This is a genomic window from Gallibacterium melopsittaci, from assembly GCF_042433085.1.
Lineage (GTDB): Bacteria > Pseudomonadota > Gammaproteobacteria > Enterobacterales > Pasteurellaceae > Gallibacterium > Gallibacterium melopsittaci.
The window spans coordinates 141,035-163,455 of sequence record NZ_JBHLWA010000004.1; the positions used below are offsets into that span (position 1 = coordinate 141,035).

The following is a 22,421-nucleotide window of genomic DNA, read 5'->3' on the forward strand; positions in this document are numbered from 1 at the left end:
TAAAGATTACGCCCAAATGACCATTACAGCTGAAATCATTACCAAAATTAAACCAATGTGGTCTGCCTTGTTTAATTTCTCACTAAACCAGAATAAAGAAATCAAGATACTGAAAAAGATTTCAATTTGACCTAATGTTTTAACAATTGCTACTGATTGCATACTCATTGCACTAAACCAACCTAATGAAGCGAGAAAACTACATAAGCTAACAGTTGCAGTAAGCCGTTTACGTTGCCACATTGCTCGTAGTGTTTGTGGTTTCAAAATGGCTAATACCAGTAACATCAATATACATTGAAAACTAATAATACTGCATAATACCCAAGCAGCACGATGTAAAAAAGGTAACATATCGAGTTGTAAACTTGCTTGGCGAACTAATAACGAGGTAATCGCAAAACAGAGACCACTACCTATGCCAATAAATAAGGTTGTGTAAGATAACTGGATATTTTTACCGCCTTTACTTAATAAAAAAACGGCAATAGCACCAATAAAAACACCAATCCAGCCCCAAACCGATAAGTAATCTTGTAAAAACATTACGCCAATCAAAGCCGCTAAAATGGCCTCACTTTTTGCTAAGCCTACACCAACGGCATAATTTTTTTGTTTAAATAACGCCACCATTAATGCGGTAGCAATAATTTGACTGAGTCCCGCAATAACAATATCGATTAGATATTGATTAGAGAAATGTACGGGCTGTGACGGTGACTGAGCAAAATATAATATGCCCAAATAAGCTATTGCTAATGGTACTGCACAAATAAAGCGAGCAAGCGTCACTCCATAGACATCGACAGTAGTACTTAATTGTTTCTGAAAAGCATTACGCCACGCCTGCATAAAGGCAGCTAATAGAGTGAAGAAAATCCAAAACATATTAATTGACAACAAATTTATTGGTTGATGGGATTTGATAGTCTATACCCTTAGTCGTTGTTCACCAAGAAGGTTTAGTCAGGAGAGGAATGGGTAAAATAGATTTGATATACCACTAAAGCTCTTTCTATTTCTGAGCAACAAATTCTACTTATTGCCAAATCGCATATTAATTAATTTTTTATTCTTTGCTAATCATTTTGTGCTAGTCCATATTGATTTTACGGATAGTTATTCAATTCGATTTTAATAAAAGTGGACGTTAGCAAGTTATGAACATTCTTAATTCACCGCCAGTATTGGCAGGCTTTAAAACCAGCTTTACGGTAAGTCTATTTTGGATTGGCAGTATGATTGTATTACCGTTGGTTATGTTATTAACGACTGTATTGCAATTAGAATGGCATACTTTTTGGCAAATTATTGTGAATGATCGCGTCTTATCCTCAATTATGCTGTCCTTTAAAACGGCATTTTTCGCTACGTTAATAAATCTTTTCTTTGGCACTTTAATTGCTTGGGTATTAGTACGTTATCAATTTCCTGGAAAAGCGTTGCTTAATGCCTTAATTGATTTACCTTTTGCTTTGCCAACGGCAGTCGCTGGAATTGTATTAGCGACACTGTATGCACCGAATGGTTTGATTGGTCAATTCTTTGCACAAATTGGATTACAGATAGCCTTTACCCAGTTAGGCATTGTTGTAGCGTTAGTATTTGTCAGTTTCCCATTCATTGTTCGTGCGATTCAACCTGTATTAGCGAATCAAGAGGCTGCATTGGAAGAAGCCGCACATATTCTAGGTGCAACACGTTGGCAGACTTTTAGCAAAGTTCTTTTACCAACACTTTATCCTGCTATGGTAAGTGGTGCAGGGATGGGGTTTGCACGTTCACTTGGTGAATATGGTTCAGTTATTTTTATTGCTGGTAATGTGCCATTGGTGTCTGAAATTGCACCATTAATGATTATGTCCAAGTTAGATATTTATGATGTTCAAGGGGCAGCTGCAGTGGCATTTGTGATGTTAGTGTTTTCATTTTTAGTATTGCTGTTATTCAATGCAGTACAAAATTATTTAAACCGTCATTTTGTCAGCAAGTAGGGAGAGTTATATGCAGTACTCATTTCAATGGCAACGTTACCTTTGTATTTCAATCAGTTTATTTTTTCTGTTAGTAGTATTGATTATTCCGCTTTGTACTATTTTTTATTCAGGTTTGCAGGCTGGTTGGCAAGTATTTCTTGAGTCGTTACAGCAGGTTGAAGCACGTAATGCCATTTTATTAAGCCTGACTGTGATTGCGATTGTATTACCGATCAACTTATTTTTTGGTTTGATGATGGCTTGGTTATTAGCTAATTTTGATTTTAAAGGTAAAGCTTTATTAAGCTCGTTGATTGATTTACCTTTAGCGATTTCTCCTGTGGTAGCTGGTTTGATGTTTGTCTTATTATTTGGAGTGCATGGACTGTTTGGTGGGTGGTTAGCAGCACATAATATTGAAGTGATTTTTGCATTACCAAGTATCATTTTAACGACCTTATTTGTGACATTTCCATTGGTAGTGAAATCACTGTTACCAACATTAAAAACTTTAGGGAATCAAGAAGAGCAAGCTGGATTAACGTTAGGTGCTTCAGGTTGGACTATTTTTTTTCGTATCACCTTACCAAAGATTAAATGGGCGTTGTTATATGGCGTAGTCTTAGCCAATGCAAGAGCTTTAGGGGAGTTTGGGGCAGTGAGTGTTGTTTCTGGCAATATTCGTAATTTAACCAATACTATTCCACTACATATTGAGATTCTTTATAACGAGTACCAATTTACTGCCGCTTTTGCTTGTGCCTCATTATTAGCCGCAATGGCAATTTTTACCTTACTGGCTCAGCATGGCATCGCCTATTGGCAAAAACATAAAACCACAACAGTAGCTCAAGGATAGAGGTTGCTATGACAATTCATATTGAAAATCTAAATAAGAAATTCGGTCAATTTACCGCTTTATCACAGATTAATTTAGACTTTCCACAAGGTGAGTTTACGGCACTATTAGGGCCAAGTGGTTGCGGTAAAACGACCTTATTACGCATTATTGCTGGATTAGATTTTGCAGATAGTGGAAATATCTGTTTTTCAGGACGAGAAGTTAGTCACCTCAGTGCAAAAGAACGCAAGGTTGGCTTTGTTTTTCAACACTATGCGTTATTTCGTCATTTAACTATTTTTGAGAATGTGGCGTTTGGTTTGCGCATTCAGCCAAGAAAACAACGCTTATCTGAGGCAGAAATTGAGCAACGTGTAATGGAGTTATTACATCTTGTTCAATTAGAAAAATTTGCACAAAGTTATCCTGATCGTTTATCTGGTGGACAACGGCAACGTGTAGCGTTAGCTCGTGCATTGGCGATTAAGCCTGAAGTCTTATTATTAGATGAACCTTTTTCAGCATTAGATGCACAAGTGCGTAAAACATTACGTCGCTGGTTAGTACAGTTACAAAAAGAATTGAATATCACCAGTATTTTTGTGACGCATGATCAAGATGAGGCTTTAGAGGTAGCGGATCGCATTGTGGTGATGAATCAAGGCAAAGTAGAACAAGTCGGACAACCGAGTAATATTTATCATGCACCACAAAGCCAGTTTGTGAATGCTTTCGTTGGTGATAGTAATGTTTTTCATGGGGTATTAGATGATGAAAGCTTTATTGTAGGGGAATTTGCACATCGCTTAACTAAACCAACTGCCGTAGCTCAATCAGGTAATACAGTGGCCTATGTACGCCCGTATGAATTAACGATTACGCGCCAAGCAGAAAATGCTTTAGCGAAAGGAGAAATAGTACACATCTATTCCATTGGATTTTTGGCTCGGATTGAGATAGTGAGTCCACAAAGTGAACAACCGATAGAAGTATTGTTAACAAAAGATAAATTATATGCAGAACAATTTAAGGTGGGTGAAACCGTCTTTTTAATTCCTGATAATTTGAGTCTATTCCAGAATATGAATATTTAGAACAGATAAAAACGGCTCAATCTTCACTGTACTGAGCCGTTACACAATAGTTTAAAACGAATTAATTGTTTTTGTTTGCTCGCTCTACTTGTTTCTTATATTTTTCTAATTTTTCTTTAATTCGGTTACGTTTTAATGGAGATAAGTAATCGACAAAGACTTTACCATTCAAATGATCAATTTCATGTTGAATACAAATGGCTAATAAACCATCGGCTTCTAAGGTAAATTTTTCGCCTTGGCGATTTAATGCTGTGACAGTAACCTTTTCTTTTCTTGGTACTAAACCACGAAATCCTGGTACGGATAAACAACCCTCTTCAATTCCTGCTTCACCACAACTTTCAATAATTTCTGGATTAATTAACACTAATTGATTGGTTTTATCACTTTCAAGATCAATGGTAATGATACGTTGATGACGATTAACTTGAGTTGCTGCCAAACCAATACCTTCTTGCTGGTACATAGTTTCAAACATATTATCAATGAACTCACGAATTTCATCATCGACAGTTTCGACTGGTTTTGCGATTGTTCTTAAGCGTTCGTCAGGGAAACATAACACTTCTAAAATAGCCATTTTTTCTCCTCTTTTTCAAAATCACGCATTTTACTGATTTTTGTCTGAATTAATAGGGTAATTTTGTTTGATTTATCTTCACTTTTCGATCTTGTTCACGTTTCTAGGTAAATTGAAAGCGATTAATCTTTTATCACGATACAGTGACGCAATTTGTTGCAAATATCTGTTTTCTATTTATGCAAACTTTATTGACACTGTTACGTTTAATACTATTACCGCAATTTGGTGTGAATCGAGTTCACCAGTTGTTAGAACAAATATCTATCGAAAACTTATTACAATATGATGCCAAACAGCTACATCATATTGGTTGGACAACTGCACAAATCAAGGCGTGGTTTGCATCAAGTTCTGTTATGCTCGAACAGCTCATAGAATGGCATCACAACGAGAACCAGCAGATTATCACGTTTTTAGATCCCGAATATCCATTATTACTCAAACAGATTCATTCACCCCCACCGATTTTGTTTGTTAAAGGTAACATCAATTCGCTTTCGACTCCACAAATCGCTCTCGTAGGCAGTCGCTATTGTTCTGCGTATGGTGAGTATTGTGCAGAAACAATAAGTGCTGGTTTGGTCCAAGCGGGATTAACAATTACTAGCGGTTTAGCTTTAGGAATAGATGGCATTTGTCATCAAGCAGCGGTTACTCATCAAGGACAAACCGTAGCTGTATTAGGTTGTGGCTTAGCAACAATCTATCCATCACGGCATAAGAAATTAGCACAGCAGATTCTGGCACAAGGTGGGGCATTAATTTCAGAACATTTACCCGATATTCCTCCGATTGCAGGTAATTTTCCCCGTCGAAATCGCATTATTAGTGGATTATCTTTTGGTACAGTCGTTGTAGAGGCTTCAATCAAAAGTGGTTCATTAATTACAGCTCGTTATGCTTTAGAGCAAAATCGAGAGGTATTTGCTGTACCTGGTGCATTAACGAATCCCTTAACCGAAGGGTGTCATCAGTTAATTAAACAAGGTGCTTGGCTAGTGGAACGTGCCGAAGATATTTTAGACGTTATCGCACCGCAAATTAATACGATAATGCCATTTGATTTCCATTCTAAGAAATCCTCTCCAGCAACAAAACCCCAGATCGCTATTCAGCCAGAGATTCCTACACAACATCAAGCCTTATATCAACAGTTGGATCATTCCATGATTAAGTCGATAGATGAATTAGCAACAGCATTACAAATACCAGTGGAACAGCTACTCACCGATATTTTAGAGTTAGAAATGTTAGGTGTCATTCAAGCCACGCAAGGTGGCTATGTCAAATGTTAGTTATTATGGAAAATTTCTTTGAAGAAGAAGTTCTTATAAATTGATTTATCTCAAGGAATTTTACTAAAGAAAGGAATATACCTCATAACAGGTACTGACTTAACTGGTAGTTACTTTAGAATACTTGGCGAATAAGTAATCTTTAACCAATACTTGCACGAAGTATGCAAAATCTAGATTTATCCCGTCGAAAATTTCTTTCAGGAAAGTTTCGTGAAGCAGCGACAGTAGATGCTTCACGGGCAATTTTGCCGCCTTGGGCAGACGTAGATATTTTTTGGGAAAAATGCACACAATGCGGCGATTGTATTCAACAGTGTGAAACGCAAGTATTAATCAAAGGTGAACGCGGTTATCCAGAAGTTTGTTTCGCACAAGCAGAATGTACTTTTTGTGGAAAATGTGCCGAAATTTGTCAGCAACCGATCTTTAAACCAATAACCAGTGAAGCGTGGCAGCATAAAATAGCGATAAATAATGCTTGTTTAACGCAGCGGCAAGTGGAGTGTCGGAGTTGTCAGGATAATTGTCAATGGCGAGCGATTTCTTTTAAACCAATGCTTGGACAGGTCGCTCAACCGCAACTCAATCTTGAGTTGTGTAATGGTTGTGGGGCGTGTGTAGCCGCTTGCCCAGTACAAGCAATTTCAATGTTAATCACTCAAACAGCATGATGACAGATCAAATTACGATGGAAAATGCCGAAGAATGGCATGTTTGCGGAGTGGTTGTTCAAGGACGACCAGAAAAACTGACGCAAATTTCAGAGAAGTTACTGGAAGTTCCACATACGGAAATACATGGTTCAGATCCAGTTTTAGGGAAGTTGGTTGTGGTTATGCAGTCTCATAACCAACGGATTTTGTTAGAAAATATGGAAAATGCACGCAATATTGATGGCGTTATCAATGTTTCATTGGTGTATCACCAGCAAGACTTAGCAGACTGATTTTTTTGTGGGGAGATGAAGATGAATTTAAGTCGACGCGATTTTATGAAAGCTAATGCTGCTACTGCAGCAGCGGCAGCTATCGGGATGACAATTCCAATCAAAAATGTTGAAGCTGCAGATACTTCAATTAAATGGGAAAAAGGAGTTTGTCGTTTCTGTGGTACAGGTTGTGGGGTATTAGTTGGTACACAAGATGGCCGAGTAGTAGCCTCTCAAGGTGACCCAGATGCAGAAGTAAACCGTGGTTTAAACTGTATTAAAGGGTATTTCTTACCGAAAATTATGTATGGTAAAGACCGTCTTACTCAGCCGATGTTACGGATGAAAGATGGTAAGTATGACAAAAACGGTGATTTCCAACCAGTAAGTTGGGAAGTAGCGTTCAGTACGATGGCAGAAAAATTTAAAGCGGCTATGGCGAAGAATGGTAAAAATGCCGTAGGGTGTTTTACATCTGGTCAATCTACCATTTGGGAAGGCTATGCGTTGAATAAATTATTCAAAGCAGGTTTACGTTCTAATAACGTGGATCCTAACGCTCGTCACTGTATGGCATCTGCAGCAGTTGCTTTTGCTCGTACTTTCGGTATTGATGAACCAATGGGCTGTTACAACGATATTGAACATGCGGATGTGATGGTACTTTGGGGTTCAAATATGGCAGAAATGCACCCAATTTTATGGTCGCGTATTTCTGATCGTCGTTTATCTCACCCAGACTGTAAGATTGCCGTACTTTCTACGTTTGAACATCGTAGTTTTGAACTGGCAGACTATGGTTTAATTTTCAAACCGCAATCTGATTTAGCGATTTTAAATTATATTGCTAACTACATTATTCAAAACAATGCCGTTAACCAAGATTTCGTTAATAAACATACTGTATTCAAAAAAGCAGATACTGATATTGGTTATGGTTTACGCCCGACTCATGAGCTTGAAAAAGCAGCGAAGAATGCGGGCAGCGGTAAGATGACCGATTGTACATTTGAAGAATATAAAGCCTTAGTGGCGGAATATACTTTAGATAAAGCACACGAAATCAGTGGTGTCGATAAAAACTTATTGGAAGAGTTAGCGAAGATTTACGCGGATCCAAATAAGAAAGTTGTGTCATTCTGGACCATGGGCTTTAACCAACATACTCGTGGCGTGTGGGTGAACCAATTAATGTATAACGTTCACTTATTAACAGGTAAGATTTCACAACCTGGTTGTGGTCCATTCTCGTTAACAGGTCAACCATCTGCTTGTGGTACCGCGCGTGAAGTAGGTACATTCGCACACCGTTTACCAGCTGATTTAGTGGTAACCAATCCAAAACATCGTGAAACAGCAGAAAAAATCTGGAAAATTCCAGCAGGTATTATTTCAGATAAAATTGGTTTACATGCGATTGCTCAAGACCGAGCATTAAAAGATCGTAAGCTCAATGTGTTATGGGTAATGTGTAATAACAATATGCAAGCTGGTCCGAATATTAACCAAGAACGTTTACCTGGTTGGCGTGATCCTGAAAACTTCATTATTGTTTCTGATCCATATCCAACATTAAGTGCGGTATCTGCTGACTTAATGCTACCGACTGCAATGTGGGTAGAAAAAGAGGGGGCTTATGGTAATGCAGAACGTCGTACCCAATTCTGGCATCAAATGGTGAAAGCACCAGGTGAAGCAAAATCTGACTTATGGCAATTAGTTGAATTCTCTAAATACTTCAAAACTGATGAAGTATGGCCAGCCGATATTTTAGATAAAAACCCAGAATATAAAGGTAAAACTTTATACGAAGTGTTATTCACCAACGGTCAAGTGAATAAATATCCATTAAGTGATATTGGCGATCATCCAAATGATGAGTCAGAACATTTTGGTTATTACATTCATAAAGGACTATTTGAAGAGTATGCGACTTTTGGTCGTGGACATGGACACGATCTGGCTGATTTCGATATGTACCATAAAGCACGCGGTTTACGTTGGCCTGTGGTAGATGGTAAAGAAACCTTATGGCGTTATCGTGAAGGTTATGACCCATATGTGAAAGCAGGTGAAGATATTAGCTTCTATGGTCAACCAACTAAACGTGCTGTAATTTTAGCTGCACCATATGAACCACCTGCAGAAGCACCAGATCAAGAATTTGATTTATGGTTATCAACAGGTCGTGTGCTTGAACATTGGCATACAGGTACGATGACACGTCGTGTACCTGAATTACACCGTTCATTCCCGAACAATGTGTTGTGGATGCACCCATTAGATGCGAAAGATCGTGGCTTACGTCATGGTGATAAAGCAATTATTGCTTCTCGTCGCGGACAAATGGAAACTGTTATCGATACTCGTGGACGTAACAAACCGCCTAGAGGTTTGGTATTTACCACTTTCTTCGATGCAGGACAGTTGGCAAATATGTTAACACTGGATGCAACGGATCCAATTTCTAAAGAAACAGACTTTAAGAAATGTGCCGTTAAGGTAACTAAAATTTAAGCAAAGGTAACTGTGCTTGAGAGAAATATGCTCAAGCACAGATTTTCATAAACGTACCAATACAGAATACGAGCAAGATGGAACGCAATACACGAAATGACAATACCTCACGTGAATCAGGCTTTACGCCTGAACGTCGTCGTTTCTTAAAAGATGCAACTCGTACGGCAGGTGGCTTGGCGGGACTAGGCATTTTGCTCAGTTTGCCACAAAAGCAAAGTTTAGCTCGTGAGGGTGTGGCATTACGTCCACCTTTTGCATTGGAGCATGAACAAGCCTTTGCCGATGCGTGTATCCGTTGTGGTCAATGTGTACAGGCTTGTCCTTATGATATGTTGTATTTGGCTTCGTGGATATCGCCATTGCAAGCAGGGACGCCTTATTTTGTCGCACGCAAAAAGCCTTGTGAAATGTGTGAAGACATTCCTTGTGCAAAAGCCTGCCCAAGTGGAGCGTTAGATGCGAATGCAGAGGATATTAACCAAGCTCGTATGGGGTTAGCCGTATTATTGGATCATGAAACCTGTTTAAACTGGCAAGGTTTACGTTGTGATGTCTGTTATCGTGTTTGCCCATTGATAGATAAAGCGATTACGTTAGAGAATCAACACAATGAACGTACAGGTAAACACGCTTTAATGATTCCAACAGTACATTCTGAGGCTTGTACAGGTTGTGGTAAATGTGAAGAAGCCTGTGTATTGGAAGAGGCTGCAATTAAAGTATTACCGCTTGAATTGGCAAAAGGTATGTTAGGTAAACATTACCGTTTTGGCTGGCAGGAAAAAGCGAAAGCAGGAAAATCGCTACTGTCAGAAGAAACTATTAGCTTACCTGTGCGGATGCCGGAGGTGAAATAATGGCGAATGCACCTAAAGTTGCAGGACGTGAAGCGAGAGAAAAACTTGGTTGGTGGTATGCGAATCGCTTTTTATTTTGGCGGCGTTTATCACAACTAGCTGTGTTAGCGATGTTTCTGTCTGGACCAATATTTGGTGTTTGGATTTTACGGGGCAATTATAGTGGTAGTTTATTATTAGATACCATACCGTTAAGTGATCCATTAATTACCGCCGAAAGTTTGGTTACTGGGCATCTTCCAAGTGTTACGACTTTGCTTGGTGCGGGCATTATTATTGCCTTTTATGCGTTGGTCGGTAGTAAGGTATTTTGTGGCTGGTGTTGCCCGTTAAATGTGGTCACTGATAGTGCAGCGTGGTTACGCCGTAAACTCGGTTTACGCCAAACGGCAAAACTTCCTCGTTCATTACGCTATTGGTTATTGCTGGTTATTTTGATCGGTAGTGCTGCAAGTGGAACGTTATTATGGGAATGGATTAATCCTGTTGCTACCTTAGGTCGAGAATTGATCTTTGGTTTTGGTGCAGGACTTTGGTTAATTTTAGCAATTTTCTTATTTGATCTGTTTATTGTTGAGCATGGCTGGTGTGGGCATCTTTGTCCAATTGGTGCAACGCATGGTGTTATTGGGGCGAAAGGTATTTTTCGCATCAAAGTGATTGATCGAGCACGTTGTGATAATTGTATGGATTGTTATAACGTTTGCCCTGAAGCACAAGTATTGCGTGCACCCTTACATGGTAAAAAAGACGAGAGCCTGCTCGTACTATCAAAAGATTGTATCAGCTGTGGACGTTGTGTTGATGTCTGTGCTGAAAAAGTATTTAAATTTTCAACAAGATTTGATCATTCTGGGGAGTGAGAAAGATGGTAAAGAATAGAACTGTTTGGACAATGGCGGCTGCCTTATTTGCAAGTATTATGGCAACCTCTGTAATGGCTGCAACGGAAGCAAATCCAAATAATGAAGGATTAGCAAAAGAAGGTGTAAAACTAGAACATGCAGCAGAAAATATTGCACCTAGTGCATTTAATGTACCAAAAGAAGGTGGTCAACAAGCATTAAATTATGTGAATCAACCACCATTGATTCCACATAGTGTGACAGGTATGCAAGTTACAAAGAATGTTAACCAATGCTTGAATTGTCATAGTGCAGAAAATGCACGTGTAACAGGTGCGACTCGTATTAGCCCAACCCACTTTATGGATCGTGATGGCAAGATTAGTGCGAATGCTTCACCTCGCCGTTATTTCTGTTTGCAATGTCATGTACCACAAACAGATGCAAAAGCGATTGTGCCAAATGAATTCAAACCATTGCCAGGTTATGGCCAATAAACTAAGGGAGAAACGTGATGACCACAGAAAAACCAAAAAAATCTGGTTTGTTTGGCTTAATCAAGCGTTTTTGGACTTGGTTTAGAAGCCCAAGCAAAATTGCTGTTGGAACACTGATTGTTGTGGCTTTTATTGCTGGGATTGTGTCCTGGGTAGGATTTAACTATGGTTTAGAACAAACTAATACAGAAGAATTCTGTGCAAGTTGCCATAGTAATGATGTTTATCCTGAATATTTGCACACAGCCCATTATCAAAACCGTAGCGGTGTGAGTGCAAGTTGTCCAGATTGCCATGTACCACATGAATTTATTCCAAAAATGGTGCGTAAAATTAAAGCCGCTCGAGAAGTATATGCTTACTATATGGGCTATACCGATACTTTAGAGAAATTTAATGCTCGCCGTTTACATATGGCAGAACGTGAATGGGAACGTATGAAGGCGAATAATTCACAAGAGTGTCGTAACTGTCATAAATTTGATCGTATGGATTTCTCACAACAAAAAACGGTGGCAGCAAAAATGCACGAATTGGCAATCAAAGAGAACAAAACTTGTATCGATTGTCATAAAGGTATTGCACACCAACTTCCAGATATGACAGGTCTTCCACCAACATTTAGTAATGCGAAACCTGAACAATCTGAAAGCAAATAAATTATTCAGTCAGACAAAAAATGCGGTGTTTTAGCACCGCATTTTCTTAAAATTTAGTATTTATATACTACCATATTAACATTAAAACGGCATATCATCATCAAATGCAATATCTGGGTTTGCTGCTGGAGCGGTTGGTTGAGGAGCTGGTTTTGCAGCAGCAGGTTGAGCATTAAATTGTGGTGCTTGTTGGAAATTATTTGCTGGTGCAAATTGGTTTTGTTGTCCCATATCTGCACCCATTCTGTCGTTACGGCTATCTAGCATTTGCATTGTATCTGCATGAATTTCAGTGGAGTAACGATCTTGCCCATTTTGATCTTGCCATTTACGGGTACGGATTTTGCCTTCAATATAAACTTTTGAACCTTTGTGTAAATATTGACCTGCGACTTCTGCTAAACGGCGGAATAAAACAATACGATGCCATTCAGTAATTTCACGCCACTCTCCAGATTGTTTATCTTGCCAGCGATCACTGGTCGCAACACTAATATTGGCAACAGCATCACCGTTAGCGAATGTTCTTAATTCAGGCTCATTACCTAAATTACCAACAATAATGACTTTATTAACTCCTGCCATAAATTTTACCTCTTTTCTTTTGGTTAAAAACTTAAAACGTCGGCTATCTTACCGTAAATCCCTAGTGAAAAAAATAAAATATACTGGATATTTGCACAGTTTTTTTGATTTTGCGATAATCATCGAGTTTTTCAAATTTTTTATCGCAGTATATGGACAATATCGAAATTAGGGGCGCAAGAACCCATAATCTAAAGAATATTAATCTGACTATTCCTCGTAATAAATTAGTGGTGATTACTGGCTTATCTGGTTCTGGTAAATCGTCATTAGCCTTTGATACTTTATATGCGGAAGGGCAACGTCGGTATGTAGAGTCGCTCTCTGCTTATGCTCGTCAGTTTTTATCTTTGATGGAAAAACCTGATGTTGATCATATTGAAGGTTTGTCGCCAGCAATCTCGATTGAACAGAAATCAACTTCACACAATCCACGTTCAACGGTTGGGACAATTACGGAAATCTATGATTATCTCCGTTTGTTATTTGCACGTGTTGGTGAGCCACGTTGTCCAACACATGGCACACCATTAACCGCGCAAACCATTAGCCAAATTGTTGATCAGGTGTTGGCGTTGCCAGAAGGTAATCGCATGATGTTGCTTGCCCCAGTTGTAAAAGGGCGCAAGGGTGAACATACCAAATTGTTAGATAGTATTGCCGCACAAGGCTATATCCGTGCCAGAATTGACGGGGAAATTTGTGATTTATCAGATCCACCAAAACTAGAGTTACAGAAAAAACATACCATTGAAGTTGTTGTGGATCGTTTTAAGGTTCGTGCCGATTTAGCACCGCGTTTAGCCGAATCACTAGAAACTGCATTAGAGTTATCTGGCGGTATTGTGGTGGTTGCGAATATGGATGATAGTAGTGCAGAAGAGTTAGTCTTTTCGGCAAATTTTGCTTGTCCGCATTGTGGTTATTCTGTCCCTGAGCTTGAACCAAGAATGTTCTCATTCAATAATCCAGCGGGTGCGTGCCCAACGTGTGATGGATTAGGAATTCAGCAATATTTTGATGAAAAGCGGGTGGTACAAAATCCAAGTTTATCTTTAGCAGGTGGGGCAATTCGTGGTTGGGATCGCCGTAATTTTTATTATTATCAAATGCTTACCTCATTAGCTCGTCATTATCATTTTGATATTGAAAGTCCATTTGAAGAATTACCACGCAAGATCCAAGAATTAGTATTAAACGGTTCGGGACGAGAAGAAATTGAGTTTCAATATGTAAATGACCGTGGTGATGTAGTGGTACGTCATCATCCATTTGAAGGCGTATTGAATAATATGGCTCGCCGTTATAAAGAAACAGAATCAATGTCTGTGCGAGATGAGTTGGCGAAATATATTAGTGATCGTCCTTGCCAAGATTGTCACGGTTCACGCTTAAAAGAAGAAGCTCGCCATGTTTTCATCGGTGAAACAACTTTACCGCAAATCTCAGAAATGAGTATTGGCGAAGCATTACATTATTTTGAGCAATTACAATTCGATGGGCAGAAAGCCAAAATTGCCGAAAAAATCTTGAAAGAAATTAAAGAACGTTTGCAATTTCTAGTGAATGTTGGCTTGGAATATCTTTCACTTTCTCGTTCTGCGGAAACGTTGTCTGGTGGTGAAGCCCAGCGGATTCGTTTAGCTAGCCAAATTGGTGCTGGCTTAGTGGGCGTGATGTATGTGTTAGATGAACCCTCTATTGGCTTACATCAACGTGATAATGAGCGTTTATTGAATACCTTGTTACATTTGCGGAATTTAGGTAATACCGTGATTGTTGTGGAACATGACGAAGATGCCATTTTAACTGCCGATCATATTATTGATATTGGGCCAGGAGCTGGTGTGCATGGTGGTTCAGTGGTTTCACAAGGCACAGCACAACAAATTATGCAGGATCCGAATTCGTTAACGGGGCGTTTCTTATCAGGTAAAGAAAAAATTGAAATTCCTGCACAAAGAACAGCAATGGATCCAGAGCGTGTATTGAAATTATTTGGGGCAACTGGCAATAACTTAAAATCAGTGAATTTAGAGATTCCTGTTGGCTTATTTACTTGTATTACGGGGGTATCAGGTTCAGGAAAATCTACCTTAATCAATGATACGTTATTCCCTATAGCACAAAATGCGTTGAATCGTGCGGAAAATCAACAGCACGCACCTTTTGAACGGATTGAAGGCTTAGAATTTTTTGATAAAGTTATCGATATTGACCAAAGCCCAATCGGGAGAACGCCTCGTTCTAACCCAGCAACCTATACTGGCGTATTTACGCCAATTCGTGAGTTATTTGCAGGAGTGCCTGAAGCTCGAGCAAGAGGTTATAACCCAGGTAGATTTAGTTTTAATGTGCGTGGTGGACGTTGTGAAGCCTGTCAGGGTGATGGAGTAATTAAGGTTGAAATGCACTTCTTACCAGATATTTATGTACCTTGTGATCACTGTAAAGGTAAACGCTATAACCGTGAAACATTGGAAATTCGTTATAAAGGAAAAACTATCCATCAAGTACTGGAAATGACAGTAGAAGAGGCCCGAGAGTTTTTTGATGCGATTCCAATGATATCACGTAAATTGCAAACATTGATTGATGTTGGATTATCTTATATTCGCTTAGGTCAAGCCTCTACAACCCTATCAGGCGGTGAAGCACAGCGTGTTAAATTAGCGGCCGAACTGTCAAAACGAGATACAGGTAAGACGTTATATATCCTTGATGAGCCAACGACGGGATTACATTTTGCGGATATTAAACAATTACTTGAAGTTTTACATCGTTTGCGTGATCAAGGGAATACGATTGTCGTGATTGAGCATAATCTTGATGTTATCAAAACAGCTGACTGGATTGTCGATCTAGGCCCAGAAGGAGGCAGCGGTGGCGGACAAATTATCGCAACAGGTACGCCTGAACAGGTCGCAGAGATTGAGGGATCACATACTGCTAGATTCTTAAAGCCAATGTTGGCAAGGAAGTAATTTAGGCAAGTTTCTTGTTTACTTGAAGTAAGGAAGAAACTTGCTTTTGTTTAATTAGCAGTAGCTTACTATTTTTACTTGTGTTCTAATAAACACCCTAACAACATTCGTATTAAGGTTTAATCTTATGTTTAGCGGTTTAGTCGTCGGGATACTTTTCGGCTTTTTATTACAACGTGGACAATTCTGTTTTGTTTCTGGTTTTAGAAACCTTCTTTGGCAAAAGAATTTTGCTTTTCTGAGTGCATTATTTATTGCTATCACACTTCAATCTATCGGTTTATTTACGTTAGATGAGCTCCAATTAATTACTATTCCTATTACACAGTTACCTTTATTAGCAACTTTACTAGGTGGTTTTATTTTTGGTTTTGGAATGGTTGTTGCGAATTGTTGTGCGACAGGGAGTTGGTTTCGAAGTGCGGAAGGTAAATTAAGCAGTGTAATTGTATTAATTACCTTTATGTTGACAATGGCGGCAGGTCAAACAGGTGTGTTAAAAGATAGTTTAAATCAATTCTTACAGTCGCCATTAGAATTAGATAATTTTTATTTAACATTAGGTATCTCACCTTGGTATTTAGTTGGGGTACTTATCTGCATAACCTGTTTTTTGTGTTATTACAGTGCTACTCATCAATCGAATAAATCAAGTTCTTCTTCCTCCACATTACTTCATTGGCGTTTATTTTCCACTCACTTACCTCTATGGTTCACGGCGATTTTAATTGGGATTTTAGGTGTTATAGCGTGGTGGTTAAGTGCTCAAACAGGGCGTAATTATGGCTTTGGTATTGCCGTTCCATCAGCCAATATTTTGCAATATATCGTGACTGGTCAACAACGCTATTTAAACTGGGGAAGCTGTTTTGTACTGGGTATTCTGATCGGTTCATTTATCTCTGCGAAGAGCAGTGGCGAATTTAATTGGCGACCATTATCGGGCTATGATTTTATTCGACGGGTGATTGGTGGATTTTTGATGGGAATCGGAGCAACGTTAGCAGGTGGTTGTACGGTAACGAATGCATTAGTTGCTACTGCCTATTTTTCGTGGCAAGGCTGGTTAGCCATGATAATGATGATCCTTGGCTGTTGGTCTGCCACTTACTTTTTTAAACCTACACAATCTCAACATTAAGGAATTTATGATGAAATTATCTACTTTAGCCATTGCATTAGCTATTAGTGTGAGTGTACTTGGCTGTGATGATCGTACGGTAGCAAAAACTATTGATACAGAAGAACTTTTAAAGAATTTGGATAATCCAGAATATGTTATTGTGGATACACGCAATGATAGCTTATATAACGGCTTTAAAGATAAAAATGCCTTGCGTGGTGGACATATTAAAGGAGCAATCCAATTCAGTACAACCTGGTTGGACTATCTATCATCAGAGAAGTTTGAGCAATTTGCTGCGGAAAAAGGCATTACGAAAGATAAAACAATCGTGTTATATGATAGTAATCCAGATAATTTAGAACGTGTTAGTGCAGAATTCACAGCACGAGGCTATAAAGTAAGAACTTTTTCCGATTTTGTTAATTATGCCAATGTAGAAAGTTATCCATTAGAAGCACTACCCAATTTCCAATACAGTGTATCGCCTGAATGGGTAAATGCTGTAATGAAAGGTGAAAAGCCAGAAACCTATCAGAATGATCAATATATGATATTTGAAGTTTCTTGGGGACCTTTAGCAAATGCGAAAGCCTATACTCAACATATTGTTGGTGCTTATCATTTTGATACAGACTGGATTGAAAATGATCCTGTTTGGAATTTATCTGATCCCAAAGTGATAGAACAGAATTTAATAAAAAATGGGATTAATAAGGATAAAACGATTATTTTATATTCAGATAATCAGTTAGCCGCTTATCGTGTTTTTTGGGCTTTAAAATGGGCTGGTGTTCAAGATGTGCGAGTATTAAATGGTAACTTAGCAACTTGGATGGATGCAGGTTTTCCAACAGAAACGCAAGTAAATATTCCAACACCAGTGTCGGCGTTTGGTGTAACTATTCCAGTGCATCCTGAAATTGATATTGCCCTGCCAGAACAAGCCTTAGCAGAACAACAACAAGGTTTAAAACTTATCAGTAATCGTTCTTGGGATGAATATATTGGTAAAATGAGTGGTTATGACTATATACCAGGTAAAGGAGAACCTAAAGGTGCGATTTGGGGATTTGCCGGAACAGATTCATCGAATATGGCGGATTATTATGATCCAGATGGTACTTTACGAAATCCATTGGAGATTTTTGCGTTATGGAAAGCGCAAGGAATTCAATCTTCTGATAAAGTTGCATTTTATTGTGGAACAGGTTGGCGAGCTGGTGTTTCGTGGTTTATGACACAACTAGCTGGTTGGAAAGATGCGAAGGTATATGATGGTGGTTGGAATGCTTGGCAAATGGATTCAAAATTCCCAATTCAGAAAGGAGCACCAAATAATATGGGCAAACCTAATGCACATAATGATTTTGGTAAAATTATGAAGAAAGGGAATTCTTGTAAAAGTTAAAAAATGCGGCGAGTGCCGCATTTTTTATTGAATCTTCTTATAACCACCCTTTCCGTTTAAAGTAAAGGAATGGGAATAGGGCAGCTAGTACCATTAATCCTAATGCAAATGGATAGCCAAATTTCCACGTTAACTCAGGCATATTGGCGAAGTTCATACCGTAGGTCGAAGATACCAATGTTGGTGGTAAAAAAATCAATGAAGCCACTGAGAAAATCTTCATAATACGGTTCTGCTCGATATTCATAAAACCCATTGCTGCTTGCATCAAGAAGTTCACTTTTTGGAACAATGATTCATTATGGGGTTGTAATGATTCAATATCGCGTAATACTTCTCTAGCTTGTTCTAACTGGCTAGTTGGCAAACGTGTTTTACGCACTAAAAAACTTAATGCACGTTGGGTATCCATCAAACATAAGCGGACTTTAGAACTCACATCTTCTTGTTCGGTCAATGTTGCTAATGCTTGATCAAAGGCTTCACCTTGTTTCCCTTCTAAGATAATTCGACTTAATTTTTCTAAATCTGCATAAACTGTTTCGATCACATCCGCTAATTGCTCAATTTTGGTTTCAAAGAGATCAAGCAATAGTTCATAGGCATTACATTCCAAGAGTTTTTGGGTACGAGAACGCATCCGATATAAGCGGAATGCAGGTAATTCACGATCTCGTAATGAAAATAAACGACCATCTCTTAATGTGAACGCAACAGTAGCAATATCGGCATAATCATCTTCATCTTCGCAATAGAAGAAAGAGTGTAAATGAAGTCCATCTTCATCTTCAAAGAAACGTGCAGACGCTTCGATGTCTTCTAATTCAAGGTAGGAAGCTAAACTTTGTCCTAATCCTTCTTGTAACATTTCTCGTTCTTCAACAGTCGGTTCTAAGAGATCGATCCAAATTGCATCATTCAATGCTTCACTATTTTCGTCAATACGCACTAAGCGTGCGTCATCTAAAGCAAAAGCTCCGATCATGTTCGTACTCCCTAGGTTGGGTGAACAACGCAATGAACAAAATAAAAAAGATTCTAGTTTAAATATGGAAAGTAGAGATACTTACCGACTTTTCGCCGATAAGCATAGGCTATGAGGGCGAAAAGATTAGCTGAAAAAATAAAACCAGTATCGACTGTGACTGTCCAAAGTGTTTGTCCTCATAGAAAAAATATCGGGCGGAATGTTACTCTTGTCAGGCAGGATAGTCAAGTTCCACCACAGGGTGAAACTTGACTTTTAGGATTAATTTTTCTTTTCAAAATCATTGATGTGCTTGTTCGCTGAAATCCATGCAGCAGCATAGCCAATAGCGGAACAAATAATGATCATAAAGAGAATTTCTGGGATCGCTAAACCGTGTAATTCAAATTTAAGAGCAAAGATATTAGCAACATAACTTACCGCGGTTGAAAAGTAACCGATTAAGAGAAAACTAAATAATGTTGCTAAAACACTACCTAATACGCCGTAAATAATGCCAGTGCAGAGGAATGGGCGTAAGATAAAATTATTCGTTGCACCAAGTAACTTCATTACTTCAATGTTGGCACGACTACTATATACATCGGAACGTACACTATTACCAATGACTAAAAAGACAGCGAGGCTCATTAAAATACTGCAAATAATGGCAATCTGTGCAATGAGATAAGATACCGCACCCAGTTTTTCCATCCAATCATCATCTAAACGGACTTCCTGTACACCTTTAATTTTGCTTAATGCGGTCCGTAATGACATAAGTTCATTGGTATTTTGATATTCTTTAGTAGGTTTAATCATCACGACAGCAGGTAAAGGATTATCATCCAATAAAGAGAGTTCCTCACCAAATCCTGACCATTGACGAAAATCTTCTAGGCTTTTTTGGCGGGAAATATAATTTAGTGATGCAACACCTTCTTGTGCACGTAATTTTTCTACAACATCAGTAGTATCTTGTTCACTAAGATTCTTATTCAGATAAACGGCTAATTCAGATTCTGGATAAAAATTGTCCACTGCATATTGCACATTTTTCCATAACAGATATGTAGTAACAGGGACTGTTAATGAAACAGCAATAACTAATACAGTGAGTAAAGTGCCTAATTTTCTTTTATATAATTCACGTATCACCATTTGGAAAACGATTTTAAGTTGTAGCCAAAGTGGCGCATTCACATGACGTTGACTCATAATAATCCTATTAACGAATAAATTGTTTCAAATGTCCTTGTTCAAGCACGATTGTTGGTTTTGGGTTTTGCGAAATGATATTGATATCGTGAGTGGCAATAATCACCGTTACGCCCATTTGATTTAATTGCTCAAAAAGTCGGAAAATATCTAATGATAACTCTTTATCTAAATTGCCTGTTGGCTCATCTGCTAATAAAAGTTGTGGTTTATTAACAATCGCTCGAGCAATATCAATACGTTGTTGTTCACCACCAGAAAGCTGTTGTGGATAATAATCTGCTCGATGAAATAATCCTACTCGATCGAGTGCTGCAGATGCACGGCGTTTAACTTCGGAAGGGTGCATACCATTAATAACCAGTGGCAAACCGACATTGTCTAGGACAGTATAGCTGGTTAGTAAACGGTAATCTTGATGAACCATACCAATTTGACGGCGTAGATAAGGCATTTCTGACGTAGAAAGACGAGTAATATCATGTCCGTTGAACCAAATATTTCCCCCATTAGCACGTTCAATGCCTAAAATAAGTTTGAGTAAGGTACTTTTACCCGCTCCTGAATGCCCTGTAATATAAGTCATACTACCTGCAGGCAAATGAAAATTTAATCCTTGTAATGCGGGTTTTGTTCCACCGCTATAAACTTTACTTACATCGGAAAATCGAATCATAGTTTTTCCTTAAATCTCTTTATCTGATACAAACAGCGCTTCGATAAATTCTTCACTCTTGAATGGACGTAAATCATCAATTTTTTCACCTACTCCAATGTAGCGAATTGGTACATTGAATTGATCAGCTAAGGCAAAAATCACCCCGCCTTTTGCGGTACCATCTAATTTTGTTAGCGTAATGCCTGTAATTCCGACCGCCTCGTTAAACAGTTTCATCTGACTAATTGCATTTTGTCCTGTTCCCGCATCAAGGGTAAGCATAATTTCATGTGGTGCAGTTTCATCATATTTCTTCATTACACGCACAATTTTGCGTAATTCGTCCATAAGATTATTTTTATTTTGTAATCGACCAGCGGTATCAGCAATGAGGATATCGATTCCTTTTGCGGTAGCAGATTGCATTGCATCATAGAGAACTGAGGCAGAATCAGCACCAGTGGCTTGAGCAATAACAGGAATATGATTGCGTTCACCCCAAACTTGTAACTGTTCAACAGCGGCTGCTCGGAAGGTATCGCCTGCTGCCAACATCACAGATTTTCCTTGTTGTTGGAATTGTTTGGCTAATTTACCAATGGTGGTGGTTTTACCCACGCCATTTACCCCAACCATTAAAATCACAAATGGTTTTTTGTCAGTAAGGATTAATGGTTGCTCATTTGGTTTTAAAATTGCTCCTAATTCCACTTTTAATTGTTGGTAAAGTAATTCAGCATCTTTTAACTGTTTGCGTGTCGCATGTTCGGTTAAGTTGTTAATAATTTTACTAGTTGTAGGAACGCCTACATCAGCAATTAATAACTGTTCTTCCAACTCTTCAAATAAGTCATCATCAATTTTTTTGCCAGTAAAGAAGTTGAGAAAACCTGCTCCAATATTCTGTTTCGTTTTGACTAAACCTTGCACTAAACGACTAAAGAAGCCTTGTTTAGTTGGTTTTTCTTGTGTTTCCATTTTAGCAGGCTCAGGCTCAGGCTCAGGCTCAGGCTCAGGCTCAGGCTCAGGCTCAGGCTCAGGCTCAGGCTCAGGCTCAGGCTCATCTTGTATTGGCGTTGTAACCTGTTCTTGATTATTTTCAAGATTTGATGTTGTTAATATTTCTTCAGATTGTTCCAATGATTCTTGTGTTTCTGAAATAGACTCAACAACAGGTATTTCTGTTGTTGCTATTGTTGTATCGGCTTTTTCTTCTGATTCTGTGACTGGGGTAGAAGTGATCTTCTGTGAGTCATTGGTTGTTTGATCTGCTGGTTTGTTACGTCCAAATAATGAAGCCCAAAATCCTTTTTTCTGTTTATTTTCTGACATAGATTAAAATACCAAGTTAAATCACTAAAAATTAACGCAAAA

General features: G+C 38.6%; 21 protein-coding genes. 14 read left to right on the forward strand and 7 right to left on the reverse strand.

The window, feature by feature from the left end:
- Positions 1-6: 6 nt before the first annotated feature.
- On the reverse strand, positions 7-888 hold the full coding sequence (locus ACFFHT_RS01315; protein ID WP_382372730.1) for a DMT family transporter: 882 nt from the start codon (positions 886-888) through the stop codon (positions 7-9).
- A 272-nt stretch (positions 889-1,160) separates the two neighbouring features.
- Between ACFFHT_RS01315 and cysT the strand changes: the two genes are divergently transcribed.
- The 3 genes from cysT to ACFFHT_RS01330 are packed head-to-tail and all read left to right on the forward strand — an operon-like array spanning position 1,161 to position 3,911.
- Complete coding sequence (cysT, locus tag ACFFHT_RS01320; protein ID WP_382372732.1) at positions 1,161-1,994, forward strand: sulfate ABC transporter permease subunit CysT; 834 nt, start codon at positions 1,161-1,163, stop codon at positions 1,992-1,994.
- Between the two features lie 10 nt (positions 1,995-2,004).
- A complete protein-coding gene (gene cysW, locus ACFFHT_RS01325) occupies positions 2,005-2,835 on the forward strand; it encodes a sulfate ABC transporter permease subunit CysW (RefSeq protein WP_382372734.1) in 831 nt (276 codons plus the stop codon).
- Between the two features lie 8 nt (positions 2,836-2,843).
- A complete protein-coding gene (locus ACFFHT_RS01330) occupies positions 2,844-3,911 on the forward strand; it encodes a sulfate/molybdate ABC transporter ATP-binding protein (RefSeq protein ID WP_382372736.1) in 1,068 nt (355 codons plus the stop codon).
- A gap of 61 nt (positions 3,912-3,972) precedes the next feature.
- Here the strand turns inward: ACFFHT_RS01330 and def are convergent, their stop codons facing one another.
- On the reverse strand, positions 3,973-4,494 hold the full coding sequence (def, locus tag ACFFHT_RS01335; RefSeq protein WP_382372738.1) for a peptide deformylase: 522 nt from the start codon (positions 4,492-4,494) through the stop codon (positions 3,973-3,975).
- A gap of 179 nt (positions 4,495-4,673) precedes the next feature.
- Between def and dprA the strand changes: the two genes are divergently transcribed.
- From dprA to ACFFHT_RS01375, 8 genes are all read left to right on the forward strand, one after another.
- On the forward strand, positions 4,674-5,792 hold the full coding sequence (gene dprA / locus ACFFHT_RS01340; RefSeq protein ID WP_382372776.1) for a DNA-processing protein DprA: 1,119 nt from the start codon (positions 4,674-4,676) through the stop codon (positions 5,790-5,792).
- A gap of 164 nt (positions 5,793-5,956) precedes the next feature.
- Positions 5,957-6,466 (forward strand): ferredoxin-type protein NapF, encoded by a 510-nt coding sequence (napF, locus tag ACFFHT_RS01345; protein ID WP_382372740.1) that lies wholly within the window; start codon positions 5,957-5,959, stop codon positions 6,464-6,466.
- A complete protein-coding gene (locus ACFFHT_RS01350; RefSeq protein WP_382372742.1) occupies positions 6,463-6,741 on the forward strand; it encodes a chaperone NapD in 279 nt (92 codons plus the stop codon). Before napF ends, ACFFHT_RS01350 begins: the two co-directional genes overlap by 4 nt.
- Before the next feature lie 21 nt (positions 6,742-6,762).
- A complete protein-coding gene (gene napA, locus ACFFHT_RS01355; RefSeq protein ID WP_382372744.1) occupies positions 6,763-9,240 on the forward strand; it encodes a nitrate reductase catalytic subunit NapA in 2,478 nt (825 codons plus the stop codon).
- A 77-nt stretch (positions 9,241-9,317) separates the two neighbouring features.
- On the forward strand, positions 9,318-10,100 hold the full coding sequence (napG, locus tag ACFFHT_RS01360; RefSeq protein WP_382372746.1) for a ferredoxin-type protein NapG: 783 nt from the start codon (positions 9,318-9,320) through the stop codon (positions 10,098-10,100).
- The gene (gene napH / locus ACFFHT_RS01365; RefSeq protein WP_382372748.1) at positions 10,100-10,963 is read left to right on the forward strand and encodes a quinol dehydrogenase ferredoxin subunit NapH; all 864 of its coding nucleotides are present in this window, start codon (positions 10,100-10,102) and stop codon (positions 10,961-10,963) included. Before napG ends, napH begins: the two co-directional genes overlap by 1 nt.
- Positions 10,964-10,968: 5 nt before the next feature.
- Complete coding sequence (locus ACFFHT_RS01370; RefSeq protein ID WP_382372750.1) at positions 10,969-11,442, forward strand: nitrate reductase cytochrome c-type subunit; 474 nt, start codon at positions 10,969-10,971, stop codon at positions 11,440-11,442.
- A gap of 17 nt (positions 11,443-11,459) precedes the next feature.
- Positions 11,460-12,101: a cytochrome c3 family protein gene (locus ACFFHT_RS01375; RefSeq protein ID WP_382372752.1), complete on the forward strand. Its 642-nt coding sequence runs from the start codon at positions 11,460-11,462 to the stop codon at positions 12,099-12,101.
- Between the two features lie 81 nt (positions 12,102-12,182).
- Here ACFFHT_RS01375 and ssb read toward each other — a convergent pair whose 3' ends face one another.
- Complete coding sequence (gene ssb, locus ACFFHT_RS01380) at positions 12,183-12,686, reverse strand: single-stranded DNA-binding protein (RefSeq protein ID WP_382372754.1); 504 nt, start codon at positions 12,684-12,686, stop codon at positions 12,183-12,185.
- 152 nt (positions 12,687-12,838) lie between these two features.
- Here ssb and uvrA point away from each other — a divergent pair, with 152 nt between their 5' ends.
- The 3 genes from uvrA to ACFFHT_RS01395 all read left to right on the forward strand — a co-directional run bounded on the left by uvrA (position 12,839) and on the right by ACFFHT_RS01395 (position 18,204).
- Positions 12,839-15,670, forward strand: a complete 2,832-nt coding sequence (gene uvrA, locus ACFFHT_RS01385) for an excinuclease ABC subunit UvrA (RefSeq protein ID WP_382372756.1) — start codon at positions 12,839-12,841, stop codon at positions 15,668-15,670.
- Positions 15,671-15,797: 127 nt separating this feature from the next.
- A complete protein-coding gene (locus ACFFHT_RS01390) occupies positions 15,798-16,811 on the forward strand; it encodes a YeeE/YedE family protein (protein WP_382372758.1) in 1,014 nt (337 codons plus the stop codon).
- A gap of 10 nt (positions 16,812-16,821) precedes the next feature.
- Complete coding sequence (locus ACFFHT_RS01395; RefSeq protein WP_382372778.1) at positions 16,822-18,204, forward strand: rhodanese-like domain-containing protein; 1,383 nt, start codon at positions 16,822-16,824, stop codon at positions 18,202-18,204.
- A gap of 37 nt (positions 18,205-18,241) precedes the next feature.
- Here ACFFHT_RS01395 and corA read toward each other — a convergent pair whose 3' ends face one another.
- The 4 genes from corA to ftsY form a co-directional block, all read right to left on the reverse strand.
- Positions 18,242-19,189 (reverse strand): magnesium/cobalt transporter CorA, encoded by a 948-nt coding sequence (gene corA, locus ACFFHT_RS01400; RefSeq protein ID WP_382372760.1) that lies wholly within the window; start codon positions 19,187-19,189, stop codon positions 18,242-18,244.
- A 264-nt stretch (positions 19,190-19,453) separates the two neighbouring features.
- Positions 19,454-20,389: a permease-like cell division protein FtsX gene (gene ftsX, locus ACFFHT_RS01405; protein ID WP_382372762.1), complete on the reverse strand. Its 936-nt coding sequence runs from the start codon at positions 20,387-20,389 to the stop codon at positions 19,454-19,456.
- 10 nt (positions 20,390-20,399) lie between these two features.
- Complete coding sequence (ftsE, locus tag ACFFHT_RS01410) at positions 20,400-21,065, reverse strand: cell division ATP-binding protein FtsE (protein ID WP_382372764.1); 666 nt, start codon at positions 21,063-21,065, stop codon at positions 20,400-20,402.
- A gap of 9 nt (positions 21,066-21,074) precedes the next feature.
- A complete protein-coding gene (gene ftsY, locus ACFFHT_RS01415) occupies positions 21,075-22,379 on the reverse strand; it encodes a signal recognition particle-docking protein FtsY (protein ID WP_382372766.1) in 1,305 nt (434 codons plus the stop codon).
- Positions 22,380-22,421 lie beyond the last annotated feature (42 nt).

Excerpts from the sequence above, each read along its gene's own strand:
- ACFFHT_RS01315 (WP_382372730.1), bottom strand. The coding sequence starts at position 888 with ATGTTTTGGATTTTCTTCACTCTATTAGCTGCCTTTATGCAGGCGTGG.
- cysT (WP_382372732.1), top strand. The coding sequence starts at position 1,161 with ATGAACATTCTTAATTCACCGCCAGTATTGGCAGGCTTTAAAACCAGC.
- cysW (WP_382372734.1), top strand. The coding sequence starts at position 2,005 with ATGCAGTACTCATTTCAATGGCAACGTTACCTTTGTATTTCAATCAGT.
- ACFFHT_RS01330 (WP_382372736.1), top strand. The coding sequence starts at position 2,844 with ATGACAATTCATATTGAAAATCTAAATAAGAAATTCGGTCAATTTACC.
- def (WP_382372738.1), bottom strand. The coding sequence starts at position 4,494 with ATGGCTATTTTAGAAGTGTTATGTTTCCCTGACGAACGCTTAAGAACA.
- dprA (WP_382372776.1), top strand. The coding sequence starts at position 4,674 with ATGCAAACTTTATTGACACTGTTACGTTTAATACTATTACCGCAATTT.
- napF (WP_382372740.1), top strand. The coding sequence starts at position 5,957 with ATGCAAAATCTAGATTTATCCCGTCGAAAATTTCTTTCAGGAAAGTTT.
- ACFFHT_RS01350 (WP_382372742.1), top strand. The coding sequence starts at position 6,463 with ATGATGACAGATCAAATTACGATGGAAAATGCCGAAGAATGGCATGTT.
- napA (WP_382372744.1), top strand. The coding sequence starts at position 6,763 with ATGAATTTAAGTCGACGCGATTTTATGAAAGCTAATGCTGCTACTGCA.
- napG (WP_382372746.1), top strand. The coding sequence starts at position 9,318 with ATGGAACGCAATACACGAAATGACAATACCTCACGTGAATCAGGCTTT.
- napH (WP_382372748.1), top strand. The coding sequence starts at position 10,100 with ATGGCGAATGCACCTAAAGTTGCAGGACGTGAAGCGAGAGAAAAACTT.
- ACFFHT_RS01370 (WP_382372750.1), top strand. The coding sequence starts at position 10,969 with ATGGTAAAGAATAGAACTGTTTGGACAATGGCGGCTGCCTTATTTGCA.
- ACFFHT_RS01375 (WP_382372752.1), top strand. The coding sequence starts at position 11,460 with ATGACCACAGAAAAACCAAAAAAATCTGGTTTGTTTGGCTTAATCAAG.
- ssb (WP_382372754.1), bottom strand. The coding sequence starts at position 12,686 with ATGGCAGGAGTTAATAAAGTCATTATTGTTGGTAATTTAGGTAATGAG.
- uvrA (WP_382372756.1), top strand. The coding sequence starts at position 12,839 with ATGGACAATATCGAAATTAGGGGCGCAAGAACCCATAATCTAAAGAAT.
- ACFFHT_RS01390 (WP_382372758.1), top strand. The coding sequence starts at position 15,798 with ATGTTTAGCGGTTTAGTCGTCGGGATACTTTTCGGCTTTTTATTACAA.
- ACFFHT_RS01395 (WP_382372778.1), top strand. The coding sequence starts at position 16,822 with ATGAAATTATCTACTTTAGCCATTGCATTAGCTATTAGTGTGAGTGTA.
- corA (WP_382372760.1), bottom strand. The coding sequence starts at position 19,189 with ATGATCGGAGCTTTTGCTTTAGATGACGCACGCTTAGTGCGTATTGAC.
- ftsX (WP_382372762.1), bottom strand. The coding sequence starts at position 20,389 with ATGAGTCAACGTCATGTGAATGCGCCACTTTGGCTACAACTTAAAATC.
- ftsE (WP_382372764.1), bottom strand. The coding sequence starts at position 21,065 with ATGATTCGATTTTCCGATGTAAGTAAAGTTTATAGCGGTGGAACAAAA.
- ftsY (WP_382372766.1), bottom strand. The coding sequence starts at position 22,379 with ATGTCAGAAAATAAACAGAAAAAAGGATTTTGGGCTTCATTATTTGGA.